This window comes from Paenibacillus sp. R14(2021), from assembly GCF_019431355.1.
Classification (GTDB): Bacteria; Bacillota; Bacilli; order Paenibacillales; family Paenibacillaceae; genus Paenibacillus_Z.
Genome location: NZ_CP080269.1, coordinates 3,583,725 through 3,602,083 on the forward strand (window position 1 = coordinate 3,583,725; position 18,359 = coordinate 3,602,083).

The 18,359-nt window shown below is 57.2% G+C and carries 15 protein-coding genes; 1 reads left to right on the plus strand and 14 read right to left on the minus strand.

The annotated features are described in order from the left end of the window. Positions 1-36: 36 nt before the first annotated feature. From KXU80_RS16755 to ftsE, 5 genes are all read right to left on the minus strand, one after another. Positions 37-1,341: a PDZ domain-containing protein gene (locus tag KXU80_RS16755; RefSeq protein WP_258171038.1), complete on the minus strand. Its 1,305-nt coding sequence runs from the start codon at positions 1,339-1,341 to the stop codon at positions 37-39. A 119-nt stretch (positions 1,342-1,460) separates the two neighbouring features. Next, positions 1,461-2,924 carry a S41 family peptidase gene (locus tag KXU80_RS16760; RefSeq protein WP_219834372.1) on the minus strand — a complete coding sequence of 488 codons (1,464 nt, stop codon included), beginning with the start codon at positions 2,922-2,924 and terminating at the stop codon, positions 1,461-1,463. Between the two features lie 141 nt (positions 2,925-3,065). Further along, entirely contained in the window at positions 3,066-4,244 is a 1,179-nt protein-coding gene (locus tag KXU80_RS16765) for a murein hydrolase activator EnvC family protein (RefSeq protein ID WP_219834373.1), read from the minus strand. Between the two features lie 12 nt (positions 4,245-4,256). Further along, the gene (gene ftsX, locus KXU80_RS16770) at positions 4,257-5,174 is read right to left on the minus strand and encodes a permease-like cell division protein FtsX (RefSeq protein ID WP_219834374.1); all 918 of its coding nucleotides are present in this window, start codon (positions 5,172-5,174) and stop codon (positions 4,257-4,259) included. Then, entirely contained in the window at positions 5,164-5,850 is a 687-nt protein-coding gene (gene ftsE, locus KXU80_RS16775) for a cell division ATP-binding protein FtsE (RefSeq protein ID WP_219834375.1), read from the minus strand. The genes ftsX and ftsE overlap by 11 nt, the downstream gene beginning before the upstream one ends. A 232-nt stretch (positions 5,851-6,082) precedes the next feature. Between ftsE and KXU80_RS16780 the strand changes: the two genes are divergently transcribed. Next, complete coding sequence (locus tag KXU80_RS16780; protein WP_219834376.1) at positions 6,083-7,567, plus strand: VanW family protein; 1,485 nt, start codon at positions 6,083-6,085, stop codon at positions 7,565-7,567. Positions 7,568-7,742: 175 nt separating this feature from the next. On the opposite strand, the gene argH is transcribed toward KXU80_RS16780, so the two are convergent. From argH to prfB, 9 genes are all read right to left on the minus strand, one after another. Beyond that, positions 7,743-9,158 (minus strand): argininosuccinate lyase, encoded by a 1,416-nt coding sequence (gene argH / locus KXU80_RS16785; protein ID WP_219834377.1) that lies wholly within the window; start codon positions 9,156-9,158, stop codon positions 7,743-7,745. Positions 9,159-9,266: 108 nt separating this feature from the next. Then, complete coding sequence (locus tag KXU80_RS16790; RefSeq protein WP_219834378.1) at positions 9,267-10,502, minus strand: argininosuccinate synthase; 1,236 nt, start codon at positions 10,500-10,502, stop codon at positions 9,267-9,269. Between the two features lie 90 nt (positions 10,503-10,592). Then, positions 10,593-11,549 (minus strand): ornithine carbamoyltransferase, encoded by a 957-nt coding sequence (gene argF / locus KXU80_RS16795; RefSeq protein ID WP_219834379.1) that lies wholly within the window; start codon positions 11,547-11,549, stop codon positions 10,593-10,595. A gap of 22 nt (positions 11,550-11,571) precedes the next feature. Then, positions 11,572-12,786 (minus strand): acetylornithine transaminase, encoded by a 1,215-nt coding sequence (locus tag KXU80_RS16800; protein ID WP_219834380.1) that lies wholly within the window; start codon positions 12,784-12,786, stop codon positions 11,572-11,574. A 25-nt stretch (positions 12,787-12,811) separates the two neighbouring features. Further along, on the minus strand, positions 12,812-13,600 hold the full coding sequence (argB, locus tag KXU80_RS16805) for an acetylglutamate kinase (RefSeq protein ID WP_219839080.1): 789 nt from the start codon (positions 13,598-13,600) through the stop codon (positions 12,812-12,814). Between the two features lie 38 nt (positions 13,601-13,638). Beyond that, complete coding sequence (gene argJ / locus KXU80_RS16810; RefSeq protein WP_219834381.1) at positions 13,639-14,880, minus strand: bifunctional ornithine acetyltransferase/N-acetylglutamate synthase; 1,242 nt, start codon at positions 14,878-14,880, stop codon at positions 13,639-13,641. A gap of 41 nt (positions 14,881-14,921) precedes the next feature. Continuing rightward, on the minus strand, positions 14,922-15,971 hold the full coding sequence (gene argC / locus KXU80_RS16815; RefSeq protein ID WP_219834382.1) for an N-acetyl-gamma-glutamyl-phosphate reductase: 1,050 nt from the start codon (positions 15,969-15,971) through the stop codon (positions 14,922-14,924). A gap of 131 nt (positions 15,972-16,102) precedes the next feature. Further along, on the minus strand, positions 16,103-16,942 hold the full coding sequence (locus tag KXU80_RS16820; RefSeq protein ID WP_219839081.1) for a YitT family protein: 840 nt from the start codon (positions 16,940-16,942) through the stop codon (positions 16,103-16,105). 290 nt (positions 16,943-17,232) lie between these two features. Next, positions 17,233-18,349 (minus strand): peptide chain release factor 2 gene (gene prfB / locus KXU80_RS16825; RefSeq protein ID WP_219834383.1). Its coding sequence is split into 2 segments (ribosomal slippage): positions 17,233-18,276 and positions 18,278-18,349, totalling 1,116 coding nucleotides; the frame shifts between segments, so codons are not numbered across the junction. Between the last annotated feature and the right edge of the window lie 10 nt (positions 18,350-18,359).

The following is an 18,359-nucleotide window of genomic DNA, read 5'->3' on the forward strand; positions in this document are numbered from 1 at the left end:
CGCAGCCGGGGCATTCCAAGCGGAACCTCCGCCTGCTTATAAGGATGTGGATGTCGGCGCGGAAGCCGCCCGCTGCCGTGACTTCGCCGTCCGCCTGCGCAACAGATCGAACAGGGAAGCCGGGGAAGCCGCGGCATAATAACCCGCTTTCTCATCCGGCGCCAGCACGACGCCAAGCTGATGATGCTCGCCGGCATAGCGCGCACGCTGAACGAATTTGACCTGATCCTCGTAGTTAAGCACTTCCAGCTTGCAGAAGGCCGAATTGATATGAAGCGCGGCATACAGCTCGTCCTTGGTATGTACGCGAACGCCATTGACCTTGTGAATAATTTCTCCAGGCAGCAGTCCCATCGCCTCCGCGGGCGTTCCCGGAATGACGGCCAATATGCGCAAGCCGCGGCCATCATGCACGTATAGCGGCGTATGGGCTTCCTCCCGGTAATAACTGACGGCGACCAGCGCCTCGTGAACCAGCAGCGCGCACAACGCGGCGACCAGCATGAGCGGCGGCCAGAACGAAGCAGCGACTGCCGCTGCGCCAAGCACGATGCCGTAGTACAGCAGACCTCTCGATGCGCTGCGGGCTTTGGCCCCCGGCAGCATCGTACGCGTCAACTCCGTGAACCCGAGCATCATCGGAAATCCGATCATCGAAATGCCATGACTCCAATCCGATCCTCCGCCAAGCAGCAGCGACCAGGGCAGGTTTACGTCTCCTCCCCCCGAAACCGCGGGAACCAGCAGCAGCATTGGGACCGGCCAGTAGGCCTGCAGCATGAAGCCGCCCACCAGCTTGCCGCGCTTGCCTTCCAGAAAGAGCGGACTTGCAAACCGCGCCCCCTGCCAGCGCACCAGAATACCCTCCGCGATATGCATCAGCGCCACAAGGACGAGCAGCCCCGGAATATCGAGATGGGCGAGCGAGCCGGCAGCCGTGCCCAGCCAATCGCTGCGGCCGTCCATCGCCGTCCAGCCGAGGCACCACTGCAGAACGCCGAGTAAGCCCGCACTGTACGCGAAACATAAATACCGAACGCGGATAAACACGAGCAAGGCAGCGGTTCCCCACAGCCACAGCACCGCTTCGTCCGTCACGGAAACACCGAGAAACAAGCTGACAACCGAGAGCAGCACGCCGACGGCAAGGCCTGCCAGCACCGTCCGGACCAGTTGATTGGGCCAAGCATGCAGCCGAACGTGAAACAGCTTCCGTTCCAGCCTCGTCTGCCGCAAATATTGAAGCATGATCAGCAGTACACCGATATAGTAAAACGGCGACAACAGCAGGCTTAGCGCCGCTGAGCCCGCAAGACGAAGCACATCCATAGCTGTGTCCAAACGATTCCCTCCCTAAGGGTTGGTTCTTCCATCCATAAAAAAAGAAGGCCGCTCTCCGCAAGCCGCAGAGAGTCAACCTTCTTTCTATTCGACGCCAGACGCACATTCTCCTGCCTGCTTTATTTCGAGCCGGCAAGCTTCGCTTTCAGTACGGTGACTGCTTTCAACAGCTGCGTGTCGCTCTTCTCGTCGCGGATTTTCACGATGAGCTGCTCTTCCACTTTCTCCGCCGTCGCCTTGTCCGTTCTGCCGGTCACCGGCAGCCCTGCTTTCTTCTGGAACGCGCGCACGCTGCTTTCCGTCTCGCTGCTGTAATAGCCGTCTTTGCGGTCGACCTTGTAGCCGAGACCCGACAGCATCATCTGCAGGCTCTTCGTATTCTCGTCGATCGTATTCGGCACGAGGGTCTTCTCCTTGGACAAGCGAGCCGCGGTGTAATAATCCGGCGGCAGCACCTCGACATCCGGCTTAAGCCCTTTCTCATGCACCCAATTGCCAAGCGGTGTCAGCCACTTCGCAATGGTCATTTTGATTAGGCTTCCGTCTGCCATCACTTTATCGTAGCTGACCTGTACCGTCCCTTTGCCGAACGACGTTTCGCCGATAAGTACGGCATGCGCTTCTTCCTTGAGCGCCCCCGCGAGCACCTCGGACGCGCTGGCGCTGCCTTTGTTCATCAGCACCGCGACAGGATAAGATTTGCCCTTTCCGGTGGAAACGGTCTTCTCGCGATGACCACTCTTATCTTCCACCTGCACGATCGGCTCACCCTCCGGAACGAACGGCTGCGCGACCGAGACGACGACAGGCAGCACGCCGCCGGGATTGCCCCGAACGTCGATAACGAGCCCCTTCATGCCCTGCTTCTCCAGCTTGGCCAGTTCCTCGGCGAAACGTTCGCCGGTGTTGAGCGAGAACTGACGAATCTCAATAACGCCGATTCCGTCATCGCGCAGATGCGAATAGACGGTTTCGTAATCGATATCGTCCCGCACGATGGTCAGCTGAATGGGCTGCGTCACGCCTGCCCGCTCAATGATCAGCTTCACTTTGGACCCCTTCGGTCCGCGGATCTTCGACACGGCATCATTCAACGTCAGTCCGTCCAGCTTCTCTCCGTTAACTGAACGCAGTACATCGTTCGGCAAGACGCCAGCGCGCTCTGCCGGAGAACCCTTGATCGCCGATTCGACCGTGATCTTGCCGTCCTTGATCTGTACCCCTGCGCCGATGCCCGTGAACGAGCCTTCGATGGTTTCGGAGAAGTGCTTCGCCACATCCTTCTCCATATAAACCGAATACGGATCGCCGAGCGCGCCCATCATGCCGTTGACCGCGCCGTCGAGCACCTTCGTCCGGTTGACATCGCGAAAATATTTGGTCTCGATCAAATCGAGCACCGTATTTAACTTCTTAAGCTCCTTCTCGCTTAACCCGTTTTGTCCGGACGATGCCGACGAAGCTGCTCTTGCCGTCGTCCCATCGAGCGCGATCATGCGATCCGCAACCGTCAAGGTGACAAGCACGGAAGCCGCCATCGTAAGCAAAATAAAAGCCGCAACTGTTCGTCCTTTAAAATGCACCCTAACACCCCTTCATTGAACATGCCTGCTGACCGTAAAGTTTTCACAACTTCCCTAGTATATGACAAGCCGCACCCAATTATTTACTTCTGGGTACGGCGTCATCAAGCGGCATGGAGCCCTGCAGGCTCTGCCCGATATTTATTTCAGATAAGGTGCCGGATTGACCGGCTCTTGGTTCTTGCGTACTTCGAAGTGGAGATGGTTGCCTGTGGACATGCCCGTGCTGCCGACTTCCGCGATTTTCTGACCTCGCTTGACGGACTGGCCTTTCGATACTTTGATACCGCCGTCGCGAATATGCCCGTATACCGTCCATAAGCCGCCGCCGTGATCGATAATCACGCAGTTGCCGTAGTCGCTCCACCACTGGGCGACGATAACGACGCCGGACTCCGCAGCGTAGATCGGCGTGCCCTTCGGAACGGCCATATCCATCCCCGTATGCAGCTTCCGCCTGCCTGTAACCGGGTGAATCCGGTAGCCGAACGGTGAGCTTAAATGCCAGCTCGCACGAAGAGGCATGCCCAGTTTGCCGCCGGTGTAGTACACCTTGATGTTATTCTTCTTCGTCTCGAGATCGGATACTTTCTTCGCGAGCTTAATGAGCAGGTCTTCCTGGTCTTCGCTGATTTCATCCAGCTCGTCCGCTTGATCCTTGTATTTCAGGACCATAACTTCCTTCTGCTTTTCCTTGTCTTTCAGGAGGCCGTGGTAGTCTGCCAGCTTGCCGTACATGGTTTTGACGTCTGCCAGCGATTTCTCGACTTCCTTCTTCTTCGCGGCAATGAGCGCCTTGTCTTTCTTGTGGCTTGCCAGAATATCCTGGTCCTGGCCGAGTATAGACGAGAGCGAATCCATCCGGTCGATGAAATCGCTGAAGCTTGTCGCGCTCAGCAGCACATCGAGGTACGATACGACGCCGTTCGTGTACATAAGACGAATGCGGGATTGAAGCAGCTTATCGCGCGTCTTAAGGCGCTTCTCCGCCGCTTCCAGATCTGTTCCGGCCTGCTGCAGCTTCTCCTCGGTCGAATCGATTTGCGACTGCACGTTATTCAATTGCCCGCCGACATCGTTGATCTGGGCGACGATCTCATTGACGGATTTCGCCGTCTTCTCTTTCATCTCCATTACGTAAGCTTTGTCTTTATCCGCTTGGTTGCGGTTATGTGTAGCCGCGCTCATCTCCGCGCGGACCTGGGCGAGCTCCCTATTGATCTTATCCAGCTGCGAGGAAGCCTCTCCTTGATAGGGTTGAAAGATAAATCCCGCAAAAACAACGGTCGCGAGAACAAATAAGCCTTTCTTCACGTTCACGTGTACAGTCACCTACACTTTCAAATATCTACGGACGGACAAGGTGCTTCCCCAAATGCCGATCAGCGTGCCGAGCGCCAGCGTAATCGCCGATACTTCAAGACCCGCTTCCTTCAGCGTGACCAGCTTAATCATCATTAGGCCCAGTTCGAACTGCGACACTTCAACGAGCTGCGAGTAGCCAAATAGCAGCAGCGCGATCGTGATGGCAGAGCCCATCAGGCCGATCAATGCGCCTTCTATGAAAAATGGCCAGCGGATAAAATTGTTCGTTGCCCCGACGAGCTTCATGATGCCGATTTCGCGGCGGCGCGCGAGAATGGTCATTTTGATCGTATTGGAGATCAGGAACATGGCCGTCAGGCCCAGCCCTGCAACGATAACTAGCCCGATGTTGCGGACCGCGTTCGTAATTCGGAAGAGCTTCTCGACGGTGCCCTTCCCGTACTTCACGCTCGTAATCGGCTTCGTCGCATCTGCAGCACTGATGGCCTCGATCTGCTTCGCGGCGAATGCGATCTTCTGCGGATCGAATACTTCGACGGTAAAGGAGTCCGGCAGCGGATTGTTGGCTTTATCGTAGCCTTCAAGCAATTCTGTACCGTCCGCGCCGATGTTCTTGCGCAAATCCTCCAGACCTTGCTCCTTGGATACGAATTCGACCTTGCTTACTTCTGGAATGTTGCCGATCGCGTTCTTCAGCTCATTGATTTTGGCTTCCGGGGTGCCCAGCTGCAGATAGACACGCACCTGTACCTGGCTCTCGATCTGGTCGGCCAATATGTTGACGTTCAGTGCAAGCAGCAGGAAAACGCCGAGAATGAACAGCGAAATGACGATGGAACTGACAGATGCGAAGGTCATCCAGCCGTTACGTACAATATTCTTCAAACCCTCGCGCAGATGGCGTAGAAGGGTGCTAGCTTTCATAGCCGTACTCTCCTCTCACTTCATCGCGCACGATCGTTCCGTTCTCGATGGCGATGACGCGTTTGCGGAGCGTATTGACGATCTCTTTGTTATGCGTAGCCATGATGATGGTCGTGCCGCGAAAATTAATCTCTTCCAGCAGGTTCATAATGCCCCAGGATGTCTCGGGGTCCAGGTTGCCGGTAGGCTCGTCCGCTACGATCACGGCCGGGTTGTTCACGATGGCGCGGGCGATGGCCACGCGCTGCTGCTCGCCGCCGGAGAGCTGCTGCGGAAAACTCGCATGCTTCCCGCGAAGTCCGACAAGCTCCAGCACCTCCATGGTGCGTTTCTTGATCATCCGCCTCGGCGCCTCGATGACTTCCATTGCAAATGCGATATTCTCGTAAACGGTTAGCTTTGGAAGCAGCCTGTAATCTTGAAAGATGACGCCGATATTGCGGCGGACAAACGGGATCTTCCTCGGCTTCAGCTTGCCAATGTTAAAGCCGTTGACGGAAATCTGCCCTTTGGTTGGAACCTCTTCCCGGTAAATCAATTTCATGAAGGTGGATTTCCCTGCTCCGGAAGGTCCTACCAAGTAAACGAATTCATTACGGTCTATACGAACAGAAACGCCGCGGAGCGCATGAGTGCCGTCAGCGTACGTTTTCCAAATATCCTGCAATTCGATCACAATATCACATCCTGTAGGTAGTCAGCTTTTAGATATTCGACATAATGACGCTAAATCCTCTACCAAAGTCCCACTTTCTGCATTTTTCATAATTCTCATGATGGGAATCGGCGATGACGGCTGGAAAAACCGTATATTTTTCGACAAACGTTCGGATGAAAGAAACTTTTAGAAAGAAACCGAATGACACCGCATATACATGAAAGAATCCCCGCCAAGGAGTTGACTCGCATTGAAATTAAAAGGTCTCCATCTCATTTGGACGCTTGTGATTCTATTCGTGCTGCTGCTTTCCGCCGGCTGGGGCGGCATCTGGGTGTATGCTTCGCAGCAAACCATTCCCAAGAACGTCGCCTTAACGCAAGGCGGCAGCGAAGCCGGACAAGGCCTCCAGACGCTCAAGGGCGGCAGCATCCAAGCCATCGGCGGTCTTCACATATCGGACGTGCAGCGGATGCTCGCGGACCGTAAAGCAGCGCTTGAACAGCTTACCTTGCGCGTGCAGGGCGGCCCGGAAAACGCGGCGCAAAAGTCGTGGACGTTAGCGGAGCTGGGCGTCTCCGTGAATACGAATGCAGCTGCGGCGGCCGTTAATACCTTAACGACAGGCAGCATTCGAGACCGGGTGAAGGCCCGCTGGCAGTTCCCCGAACAGCTCAGCATCAGCGTGAGCTGGAACAAGGCGGTATTCCTGAAGCAGATTCGCAGTCAATGGGGCTATCTCGATGCGGGAGAGCCTAAGAATGCGAAGCGGACCATTCGCGCAAACGATGAAGTGGTGTATACGGCGCATACCGATGCCTACAGACTGGATGCCGACACCATGTTCAGCCATGCGGTACAAGCGGTAGAACGCTTGCTTGGGGCGAGCTGGAACGAAGGGCTGAAGCCAATCAGCTTGAAGGTCGAGCTTCAAGTGATTCATCCGTCGGTAACGCTGCAGCGGTTGAAAGACGAGGGCGTGGAACGGCGGATTGCCGCCTTCACGACAGACTTCACGACGAGCGGCGCAGGGCGCGCCTTTAACGTGGAGATGACGGCGCGAACGCTCAACGATTGGGAGCTGGCCCCGGGAGAAGTGTTCGATTATAACAAAGTCATCGCCCTGACCAACAAAAACTACGGCTACCGCGCCGCGCCGGTCATTCTAAACGGCGAGTTCGTTCCCGGCATCGGCGGCGGGATCTGCCAGGTATCCAGCACGCTCTATAATGCCGCCCTCCACGCGGGCCTTGAAATGGTGGAGCGGCGCAACCACTCGCTCCCTGTCGCTTATCTTCCTATGGGCCAGGATGCGACGTATGCAGAAGGCGCCATTAATTTCCGATTCAAAAACACGACCGGCAAAACGCTCATCATTCGCACGGAAGTGAAGGACCGGGAACTGACGGTGAAGCTGTTCGGCACGATGCCGAGGAACGTCAGCTATACGATTTCCTCGAAGACGGTTAGTACCGTGGCGCCGCCAGTGAAGGAGGTCGCAAGAGCCTCCCTGCAGCCGGGCACGCGCCGGCTGCTTACGACCGGCAAATCCGGTTATGTCGTCGAAACGTTCCGCACGAAGCTCGTGAATGGAAAAGTCGTATCGAGCAATCGCATATCGCGGGATACGTATAAGGCGCAGGCTACGGTGTATGCCATTGCGCCGGAGCAATCCCATCCCGAAAGCATCAACGATAACGAAAAGCCGCTGCTGGAGGACGGTGTGGCGGAGTAAATTGCAAGGGCGGAGAAGCTGAGACGGCAAGGCTGAAGTACTGCGCCCCAATCGGGGCGGCGACGCGAGTGCCAGACCCACTGCTCCTCAATATGCGAAAAGCCCCTTCGCGCAGCTGACGGCAATCGTCAGCCCGCGAAGGGGCTTTATTATGCGCTTATGGTTATGCGTCCGTTCAGCGGCTGCGTTCCGCGTACTCCGTCACCCAAGCCGACGTGCCTGCGAGATCGCTCTCCGCGCGGACAATCGCCTCGGTTACTTGCTGCGTTGCCGTGCCGCCGTAAACGTTGCGGGCGTTCACGACATTTTCCGGCTGCAGCACGGTGTAGATGCGGTCGTCGAACAGCGAGGAGAACTGCTTGAACTCGTCGAGCGTCAGGTCGAGTAAATATTTTCCCTGTTGGATGCAGTAAAGCACCGTCTTACCGATGACTTCATGCGCTTGACGGAAAGGCAATCCCTTGCCGACGAGGAAGTCCGCGATATCCGTCGCATTCGAGAAGTCTTGGTTAACGGCTTGGCGCATCCGGTCCTTGTTGACCTTCATCGTCGCGACCATCGGCGCGAACAGCTGGAGCGCGCCTTGCAGCGTGCGAACCGTGTCGAACATGCCTTCTTTGTCTTCCTGCATGTCTTTGTTATACGCGAGCGGCAGCGACTTCAATACGGTCAGCAGACCGACGAGGTTGCCGTACACACGTCCCGTCTTCCCGCGGACAAGCTCCGGCACGTCCGGGTTCTTCTTCTGCGGCATAATGCTGCTGCCCGTGCAGAACGCGTCATCCAGCTCGACGAAATGGAACTCCGTGCTCGACCACAGAATCAGCTCTTCGCTTAGCCGCGACAAGTGCATCATAATGATGGAGGCCTGGGAGAGGAACTCCAGGATGAAATCGCGGTCGCTTACCGCATCCAGGCTGTTCTCGTAGACGCGGTCGAATTTCAACTGGCTCGCCACGAAATGGCGGTCGATTGGGAACGTCGTGCCCGCCAGTGCGCCGGCGCCTAGCGGCAGCATGTTAACGCGCTTGTAGCTGTCCTGCAGACGCTCGATATCGCGGCCGAACATGCTCACATACGCCATCATGTGATGCGCGAACAAGATCGGCTGCGCGCGCTGCAGATGCGTATAGCCCGGCAGAATCGTATCGATGTTGGCTTTCGCCTGCGAGATTAGCGACTCCTGCAGCTTCTGCAGCAGGTCGACGAACTCTACGACACGCTTGCGCAGGTAGAGGTGCATGTCCGTCGCCACTTGGTCGTTGCGGCTGCGGCCTGTATGGAGCTTGCCGCCGGCAGGTCCTACATCGTCGATCAGCGTCTTCTCGATATTCATGTGAATGTCTTCATCGGAAATGGAAAATTCGATATCATTGCGCTTGATGCGCTGCAGCACGCGGTGCAGGCCATCCTTGATCGTCTCGACGTCCGCGGCAGGCAGAATGCCCTGCTTGCCCAGCATCGTGACATGTGCCAGACTGCCTTGGATGTCCTCCTCGGCCAGTTCTTTATCAAACATAATCGATGCCGTATATTCTTCAACCAGCTGGTCGGTTTTCTTCGTAAACCGGCCGCCCCATAATTTACTCACAAGCGGTGCACTCCTTTATCGTTTCGTCCCCTATTGACGAGATGCCCGGACCGGCACTGACGCCGACCCGGGACACCCGGTTTGATCTATGCGGCGGAACGCCGTTTCTTATTTCTTGCTTTGCTCAACGCCCGAGGATACTTTCAAACGCAGCGCGTTCAGGCGGATAAAGCCCGTTGCGTCGCCTTGATCATAGGCCTTGGACGGATCGGCTTCCATCGTCGCGATGTCCGGGTTGTACAGACTTACAGGGCTCTTCACCCCTGCGCCGATGACATTTCCTTTGTACAGCTTGAGACGAACGACGCCGCTGACGTTCTTCTGGCTTTCCGTCACGAGCGCTTGCAGCGCAAGACGCTCAGGCGCGAACCAGAAGCCGTTGTAAACGAGCGAAGCGTATTTGGAAATGAGGGAGTCGCGCAGATGCATGACGTCGCGGTCCATCGTGAGCGATTCCATTTTGCGGTGAGCGGTGAACAGAATCGTGCCGCCCGGCGTCTCGTACACACCGCGGCTCTTCATGCCGACGAAGCGGTTCTCGACCATATCAACGCGGCCGATACCATGCTTGCCGCCCAGCTCGTTCAGCTTCTCCATGACGGCCAGCGGGCTCAATTGCTCGCCGTTAACCGCCGTACAGTTGCCGCCTTCGAACGTTAGCTCTACGTATTCGGATTGGTCCGGTGCATCCTCAGGCGAGACGGAAAGGACGAACATGCCTTTGTTCTCGTCACTGCTCGGATCGAACCACGGATCCTCCAGCATGCCGCTCTCGAAGCTGATATGCAGCAGGTTGCGATCCATGGAATACGGCTTCGCCGCGGAAGCTTGTACCGGAATGTTGTGCTTCTCGGCGTAAGCGATCATTTCTGCGCGTCCCGGGAATTGCTCGCGGAACTCTTCGATGCGCCATGGAGCGATAACCGCGATGTCTGGTGCCAATGCGGCAGCCGTAAGCTCGAACCGCACTTGGTCGTTGCCTTTGCCCGTTGCGCCATGCGCGATCGCCGTTGCGCCTTCCGCGCGAGCGATGTCGACCATGCGCTTCGCGATCAGCGGACGCGCGATAGACGTGCCGAGCAGATATTGGCCTTCATACAGCGCGCCGGATTGGAACATCGGGTAGATGAAGTCCTGCGCGAATTCGTCCCGCAGGTCGTCGATATACACTTTGGATGCGCCGGTTGCCAGTGCTTTCGCTTCCAGACCATCGAGCTCATCCTTTTGTCCGATGTCCGCGGTGAACGCGATGATTTCCGCATCGTACGTTTCCTTCAGCCATTTCAAAATGACGGATGTGTCGAGTCCGCCGGAGTATGCCAAAACGATTTTTTCCTTCGCCATGATTACGTGAACGCTCCTTAATAGAAAATGAGTGCGGAAGCTCGAACAACAGCCTTGCGGCATAGGTGCCCGAGCTTCCCTTACTATATCCTACATTATGGCAGCCATGATCGCTTTCTGCGCGTGCAGGCGGTTCTCGGCTTGGTCAAAGATAATGGAATGCTTGCCGTCGATGATGCCTTCGCTCACTTCTTCGCCCCGGTGCGCAGGCAGGCAGTGCATGAACAGGAAGTCGCTCTTCGCGTGGCGCATCAGCTCTTCGTTCACTTGATAGCTCGCAAACGCAAGCTCGCGTTCCTTCTGCTCCGCTTCGAAGCCCATGCTCGCCCACACGTCCGTGTAGACGACGTCTGCGCCTTCAACCGCTTCGCGCGGATCGCGGCAGACGTGGATACGCGAGCCGGTCTCGGCCGCGTTCTCCTTCGTCATGCGCACGATATCCTCGTCCGGCTCGTAGCCTTCCGGCGTTGCGACCGACATGTGCATGCCGAGCTTCGCCGCGCCCATGAGCAGGGAGTGGACCATGTTGTTACCGTCGCCGACGTAGGCGATCTTGAGGCCTTCCAGACGGCCCTTATGCTCCAGCACGGTCTGGTAGTCGGCCAGTGCCTGACACGGATGCGACAGATCCGTCAAGCCGTTGATAACCGGCACCGTTGCGGCGCGGGCAAGCTCAATGACCGTGCGGTGCGCGAACGTGCGAATCATCATGCCGTCCAGATAGCGCGACAGCGTCTGCGCGGTATCGGATACCGTTTCGCCGCGGCCGATCTGGAGATCGTTGCGGCTCAGGAACAGCGCATGGCCGCCGAGCTGGTACATGCCGACTTCAAAAGAAACACGCGTACGCGTGGAGGACTTCTCAAAAATCATCCCGAGCGTCTTGCCCTTCAGCGGATGATACGTTTCGCCCGCTTGCTGCTTGCGCTTCAGCTCAATCGCCAAATCGATCAGATAACGCACTTCTTCCGGCGTATAATCGACCAAAGCTATAAAATCGCGGCCCTTCAGGCTGACCGCTAGTTCTTCTGTTAACAGGTGGGACATGGGTGGTGGTTCTCCTCTCGTTCTACAGCTGCGCGAGCGCCGCTTGATCCGCAAAAATCGAGGCCAGCATGCTCACCGCTTGATCTATTTCTTCCCGCGTCACGAGCAGGCTCGGAAGCAGACGCACCACGTCAGGACCTGCCGTGATAACGAGCAGTCCGCGCTTCTGGCCTTCCGCAATAATCGAAGCGACGGGACCCTTGCATACGATGCCGACGAGCAGACCTTGGCCGCGCACTTCCTTTACGAGCGGATGGCCCGCCAGCTTGCTGCGCAGCTCGTTCATCAGGTACTCGCCCATTTCGGCTGCGCGGTCCGCGACCTTCTCCTGCACGATTGTCTCGATTGTGGCCTTCACTGCCGCAGTCGCTATCGGCGTTCCGCCGAAGGTGGAGCCGTGGCTGCCGGCGGTAAACGCTTCGATCAGCTCGCCGCCGGCCAGCATCGCACCCACCGGGAATCCGCTTCCGAGTCCTTTGGCCAGCGTGAAAATATCCGGTTCAACGCCATAGTGCTGAAACGAGAAGAGCTTTCCTGTACGGCCCATGCCCGTTTGAATCTCGTCGATAATGAGCAGCACGCCGCGTTCTTTGCACAGCTTCGCCAGATGGTGCAGGAATGCCGGGTCGACCGTAATGACGCCGCCCTCGGCTTGAATCGTCTCCAGCATGACAGCGGCCGTCTTATCCGTCACTGCGGCTTCAAGCGCTTCGATGTCGTGCATCGGGATATAGCGGAAGCCTTCCGGCAGCGGCAAATACCCCTCCTTCACTTTCTCTTGACCCGTTGCGGTCAGCGTCGCCAAGGTCCGTCCGTGGAAGGATTGGGCGAACGTAATGATTTCATAGCGACCGTTGCCCTTCACCTTCTGATGGTAACGGCGGGCAAGCTTGATTGCCGCTTCGTTCGCTTCCGCGCCGGAATTGCAGAAGAACGCCGCTTCCGCATGGCTGTTATCCGTCAGCAGCTTCGCCGCCGCCTCCTGATTGGGAATATGGAACAGATTCGACACATGCCACAGCTCATCCAGCTGCTTCACGAGCGCGTCCTTGACCTGCTTCGGCGCGTGACCGAGATTCGTGACGGCAATCCCGCTCATGAAATCCAAGTATTTGTTGCCCTTGTCATCCCACAGCCAGCTTCCGTCCCCCTTCACTAACGAGATCGGATATCTCGCATACGTCGGGAACAGCGAGCTTCCGCCGCTGACTGCCGCTTTGTTCATATCGCTCATCATTCGTTCACCCCTTATAAAAAATGAATTAACGCTGCACGATCCGCGTGCCGATGCCGCCTTCAAGCACCGCTTTGCTAAGCACGCCCGGCACATCGCCGTTCACGATAACGACTTCCTTGACGTCGCCTTGAATACAGGCAATCGCCGCTCGCACCTTCGGAATCATGCCGCCGTAAATGTCGCCGCTCGCGATCATTGCCTCGATCTCTTCCACTGTCACGGACGGCAGCACCTGCTTGACGCCACCGACCGTCTTCATGATGCCGGGCACGTCGGTCACGACGATCATCTGCTCTACGCCGAGATGGGAGGCCACCGCGCCGGCTGCCGTATCGGCGTTGATGTTATAACGCTGTGCCGAAGCATCGATGCCGATTGGCGCAATGACGGGAATGTAGCCCATGCCCATAACACCTTCGATGATGGCGGCGTTCACGTCTGTCACGTCGCCGACGAAGCCGATCTCGGCCGCGTTCGCCACCGGCTTCGCCAGGATTAGCTCGCCGTCTACACCGGAGAGCCCCAGCGCCTTCGCGCCGCTCTGCTGAATGCGGCGGACGATTTCTTTGTTGATGCGTCCCGCAAGGACCATCTCCACCACGTCGAGCACGTCATTGCTCGTTTTGCGCAGGCCGCCAACGAACTCGCTTTCGATGCCAAGCTTGCCGAGCGTCTCGGAGATCGCAGGCCCGCCGCCGTGCACAATGACCGCTTTAACGCCCCGCGCCTGCAAATCCCTCAAATCTTCGAAGAAGGAGGCCGGCAGCGCCGCAAGCGTGCTGCCTCCGCATTTCATGACAAACCGCTGTTCCATTGTTCCGTCCGTTCCTTTCGCTGTCGACATGCTATGCCCTATGTCCGGTAAGCCGCATTAATGCGGACGTAATCGTACGTCAAATCGCAGCCCCAAGCCGTTGCCTCGCCGTCGCCCATGTGAAGGTCAACGTGAATGATGACCGTGTCGCCCTTCAAATACTCAAGCGCCGCTTCTTCGTCGAACGCGACCGGGCGCGACTGCGTAAGCGTCACGATGCTGCCGAGCGCGATATCGACCGTCTCGGGATTGACCGGCTGGCCTGCGCGGCCAACGGCCGCAATAATTCGGCCCCAGTTGGCATCTGCGCCGAACACGGCGGATTTTACGAGCGAAGAGCCGATAACCGTCTTCGCGATCGCCTGCGCTGCAGCATCCGTTTGCGCGCCGCGCACCTGCACCTCGACGAGCTTCGTCGCGCCTTCGCCGTCGCGCGCGATCGCTTTAGCGAGCACTTCGCACACGTAGCGAAGTCCGTCCGTAAATGCCGCGAAATCCGGATGGCCGTCATGCAGCTCTTCGTTGCCTGCGAAGCCGCTCGCCATCGCGACAAGCATATCGTTCGTGCTCGTATCGCCGTCCACGGTGATCATATTGAACGTCAGATCCGTAACTTGGCGCAGCAGCTTGTGCAGCGTGTCGCTGCCGATGGCCGCATCCGTCGTCACGAAGCCGAGCATGGTCGCCATGTTGGGATGAATCATACCGCTTCCCTTGGACGCGCCCGCGATATGAACGAGCTGACCGTCAACGGTGACGGATACGCATACTTCCTTCTTCACCAAATCCGTCGTCAAGATCGACTGGCAGAAATCATCCGCCGCCTCGTACGAGGCGCCAAGACGGGCCGGCAGCTCCGCAATGCCGCCGCGCACACGATCCATCTTCAGCAGCTCGCCGATGACGCCCGTTGACGCGACAGCTACCTGCTCCGCAGGAACGCCGATCGCATCCGCGAAGGCGCTGCGCATCTCGTACGCGTCCGCTTCGCCCTGCTTGCCGGTACACGCATTGGCGTTACCGCTGTTGACGATAACAGCGCGCAGCTTGCCGCCTGCGCCGATGCTCTCGCGCGTGACGGCGATAGGTGCCGCCTGGAACGCGTTCGTCGTATACACGCCTGCCGCAGCCGCGGGTACGTCGCAGACGATGGCGCCGAGATCGTGGCGCGTCGTTTTCTTCAGGCCGCAGTGCAGGCCGGCGGCTTTAAAGCCCTTGGGCGTCGTGACCGAGCCGTTCGGCACGACGATATATGATGATGAAGCATTCCCCTGTCCCATTGATCAATCGATTCTCCTTCTGCGCGGTAGTTGGTTTATTTTTACGGATAGACCGGTACGAAACGGAGACCAAGCGTCTCCTCCCAGCCCATCATGAGATTGAGATTCTGGATCGCCTGACCTGCGGCGCCCTTTACGAGGTTGTCGAGGACCGACACGATCGTGACGCGCTTCGTGCGCTCATCGACGGCAAAGCCGATGTCGCAATAGTTGGAGCCCGATACTTCCTTCGTCGCCGGCCATGTGCCGTCCTTGCGGATCCGCACGAAATGGCGGCCTTCATAGTAATTGCGATATAACGAGATGAAGTCCTCATTCGTATGATTGCCTGTCATCGTTGCATACATGGTGGCCATAATGCCCCGCGTCATCGGAACGAGATGCGTCGTGAACGTTGTCACGACCTTCTTGCCCGCGGCGTCGGAGAGCACCTGCTCAAGCTCGGGAATGTGCTGGTGTTTGTTGATTTTGTAAGCCTTGAAATTCTCGTTGATTTCCGCGTAATGAACGCCGACGTTGACGCCGCGGCCAGCGCCGGACACGCCTGATTTGGCATCGATAATGATGGAATCCGGGTCGATGAAGCCCGCCTTCACCGCAGGCACCAGGCCAAGCAGTGACGTCGTCGTGTAACAGCCCGGGTTGGATACGAAATCCACGCCGCGCACGGCATCGCCGTACACTTCCGCCAAACCGTAGACCGCTTTATCCAGATACTCCTGCTGGGCAGCCTCTTTCTTGTACCATTTCTCGTATTCCGCACGGTCCTTCAAGCGGTGATCGCCGGAAACATCGATGACCTTCAAGCCCTCTGCCAGCAGCGAAGGCACTAAACGGGTCGCAATGCCCGCGGGTGTTGCTATAAATACGACATCGGCTTTGCTCTTGATCAAGGCCGTGTCGACATCGTCCAATACGTCGTTACGAATTTCCGTTAGATGCGGGAAGCCTTCCGCGATCGGCGCTCCTGCGCTTGAGGACGAAATAACCGAAGTCACTTCAACCTGCGGGTGATTCGCCAAAAGCCTGATCAGCTCGACGCCGCCGTATCCCGTTGATCCGATAATTGCTGCTCTTACCACTGTACTCATGTCCGTCTCTCCCATCCTTATCCTTCCTAGCTAACCATTTTACACGAACGGAAGGGTATAAGAAATAGCTAACACTTTGTATTATTATACATACGGTTTTATATAAATACAACGATAAATTATGTCGAATTTCACGGTAATTTAAACCCTTCGCCCAGCACCTCCGCCGTGTCGCTGATAATGACAAAAGCGCCCGGATCCGCCGCGCGCACGAGGCTCTTCAGCTTCGAAACCTCACCCTGCCCGACGACGATCATCAGCACCGGCCGCTCCGCGCCCGTAAATCCGCCGTGACCGTCCAGCTTCGTTAATCCGCGGTCCAAATCATGCAGCACCGACTGCATGATCGCCTCCGGCCGGTCGGAAATAATGAACGCGACCTTGGACGTTGCCAGCCCTGTCTGCACGAAATCGATCGTCTTGCTCGTCACGAACAAGCCCACGAGTGCATACAGCGCATTCTCCGGCGCGATCAGGATGCCTGCCGAAGCGATAACGAGTCCGTCGAATGCAGCTACCGCCAAGCCGAGTCTTATACCTGTGTACCGGTGAAGCAGCTGCGCAGCCAGGTCCAGGCCGCCCGTGGATGCCCTGCCGCGGAACACGAGACCAAGCCCTGCGCCGACGCCGATGCCCCCGTAGATGGACGCCAGCATCGCGTTGTCCGTCAGCGGCTTCCAATGGGACGTGAACAAGACAAGCAGCGGCAGCAGAAACGAGCCGAGCGCCGTCTTGAGTGCGAACTTCTTGCCAAGCAGCCACAATCCCACCAGAAACAGCGGCACATTGAGCGCCCACTGCGTATACGCCGGCGGAATGCCCGTTTCATGCTGAACCAAAATGGATATGCCCGAAACGCCGCCCGATGCGATGCCGAGCGGCGCCAGAAAGACATTAAAGCTGAACGCGATCAGAAAGGAACCCGCGATCAGCAGCACGACACTGAGCAGCGCCTCCGCTTTCGGCCCCATGCTTCGCGCCTTGCGCTTGTTATATCCCACGTCTCCTTGCCTCTTCCCACTATGCCGTTCTTCTAATGGCCGGTCTCCCGGCCTTGTTCCTTCTCGCTCCGCATGCAGCGAAGAGACCTTCAGTGCTTCCCTATGGTCCCCTTGACGGTCGTTCATCGTGCTCTTCCGCCCTTCTCTTCCCTGTTACGTTCTTTACCTCTATCTATACCGTCATCCTTGGAATGCAAAAAAAAGAGTCCCAACACCTATCAGTGTCGGAACTCTTTGCCTTGACTATGCATGCCGCCAACTTAATGGTCGTCGTGGCGGATTTTACTGCGCAGGTATCCGTCGATAAACATATCCAAGTCGCCGTCCATGACCGCGCCGACGTTTCCGGTTTCCACCGAGGTCCGGTGATCCTTCACCATGCTGTACGGATGGAATACATAGGAGCGAATTTGGCTGCCCCATGCGATATCGGACTGTTCGCCGCGGATTTCCGCGAGATGCTTCTGCTGCTCTTCGATCTTGCGCTCATAGAGCTTGGATCGAAGCATCTGCATGGCGCGCTCCCGGTTCTGGATTTGCGAACGCTGCGTCTGGCAAGACACGACAATTCCAGACGGCACATGCGTGATCCGAATAGCCGATTCCGTCTTGTTGATGTGCTGGCCGCCGGCGCCGCTTGCCCGGTACGTGTCGACCTTCAAGTCTTCGCTGCGAATCTCGATTTCGATATCGTCATCGATCTCAGGCATAATATCGCAGGACACAAACGACGTGTGCCGGCGTCCCGAAGCATCGAACGGGGAGATGCGCACCAGACGGTGCACGCCTTTCTCCGCTTTCAAGTACCCGTAGGCGTTATGACCTTTCACGGAGATTGTCACGCTCTTGATCCCCGCCTCGTCGCCTGCCAAATAATCGAGCAGTTCCACCTTGAAGCCGTGCTTCTCCGCCCAGCGGGTATACATCCGGTACAGCATCTGGCCCCAGTCCTGCGACTCCGTGCCTCCCGCGCCCGGGTGCAGCTCCAATATGGCGTTCAGCTTGTCGTAAGGTTCGTTCAGCAGCAGCTGCAGCTCGAATTCGCTCACCTTGCTCATGAGCTCCGTGACGCTCTTCTTCAGTTCGTCCGCCAAATCCTGATCATCGGCCTCTTCTTCGGCCAGCTCCAGCATCGTCTGCAGATCTTCCTGCTCGCTCTGCATGCGTTCATACTGATCGACGACGGATTTGACCGCGTTCAGCTCGGCAATCGTGCTTTGCGCGCGTTCGTTATCGTCCCAGAAATCGGGCGCGGACATCTTCTCTTCGAAGTTCAAGATCATCTCTTGCTTAATATCTAAGTCAAAGAGACCCCCTAAGCTCTTGGAGACGTTTAGCCATTTCACGTAAATCCTGTTTCACCGTTATATCTATCATGACTATCGTT

What these genes read in the sequence shown, in the direction of transcription:
- argB (WP_219839080.1), bottom strand. Translation starts at nt 13,600, where the DNA reads ATGGAACAGCGGTTTGTCATGAAATGCGGAGGCAGCACGCTTGCGGCG.
- argF (WP_219834379.1), bottom strand. Translation starts at nt 11,549, where the DNA reads ATGTCCCACCTGTTAACAGAAGAACTAGCGGTCAGCCTGAAGGGCCGC.
- KXU80_RS16800 (WP_219834380.1), bottom strand. Translation starts at nt 12,786, where the DNA reads ATGATGAGCGATATGAACAAAGCGGCAGTCAGCGGCGGAAGCTCGCTG.
- argJ (WP_219834381.1), bottom strand. Translation starts at nt 14,880, where the DNA reads ATGGGACAGGGGAATGCTTCATCATCATATATCGTCGTGCCGAACGGC.
- argC (WP_219834382.1), bottom strand. Translation starts at nt 15,971, where the DNA reads ATGAGTACAGTGGTAAGAGCAGCAATTATCGGATCAACGGGATACGGC.
- ftsX (WP_219834374.1), bottom strand. Translation starts at nt 5,174, where the DNA reads ATGAAAGCTAGCACCCTTCTACGCCATCTGCGCGAGGGTTTGAAGAAT.
- KXU80_RS16790 (WP_219834378.1), bottom strand. Translation starts at nt 10,502, where the DNA reads ATGGCGAAGGAAAAAATCGTTTTGGCATACTCCGGCGGACTCGACACA.
- KXU80_RS16820 (WP_219839081.1), bottom strand. Translation starts at nt 16,942, where the DNA reads ATGGGGCCGAAAGCGGAGGCGCTGCTCAGTGTCGTGCTGCTGATCGCG.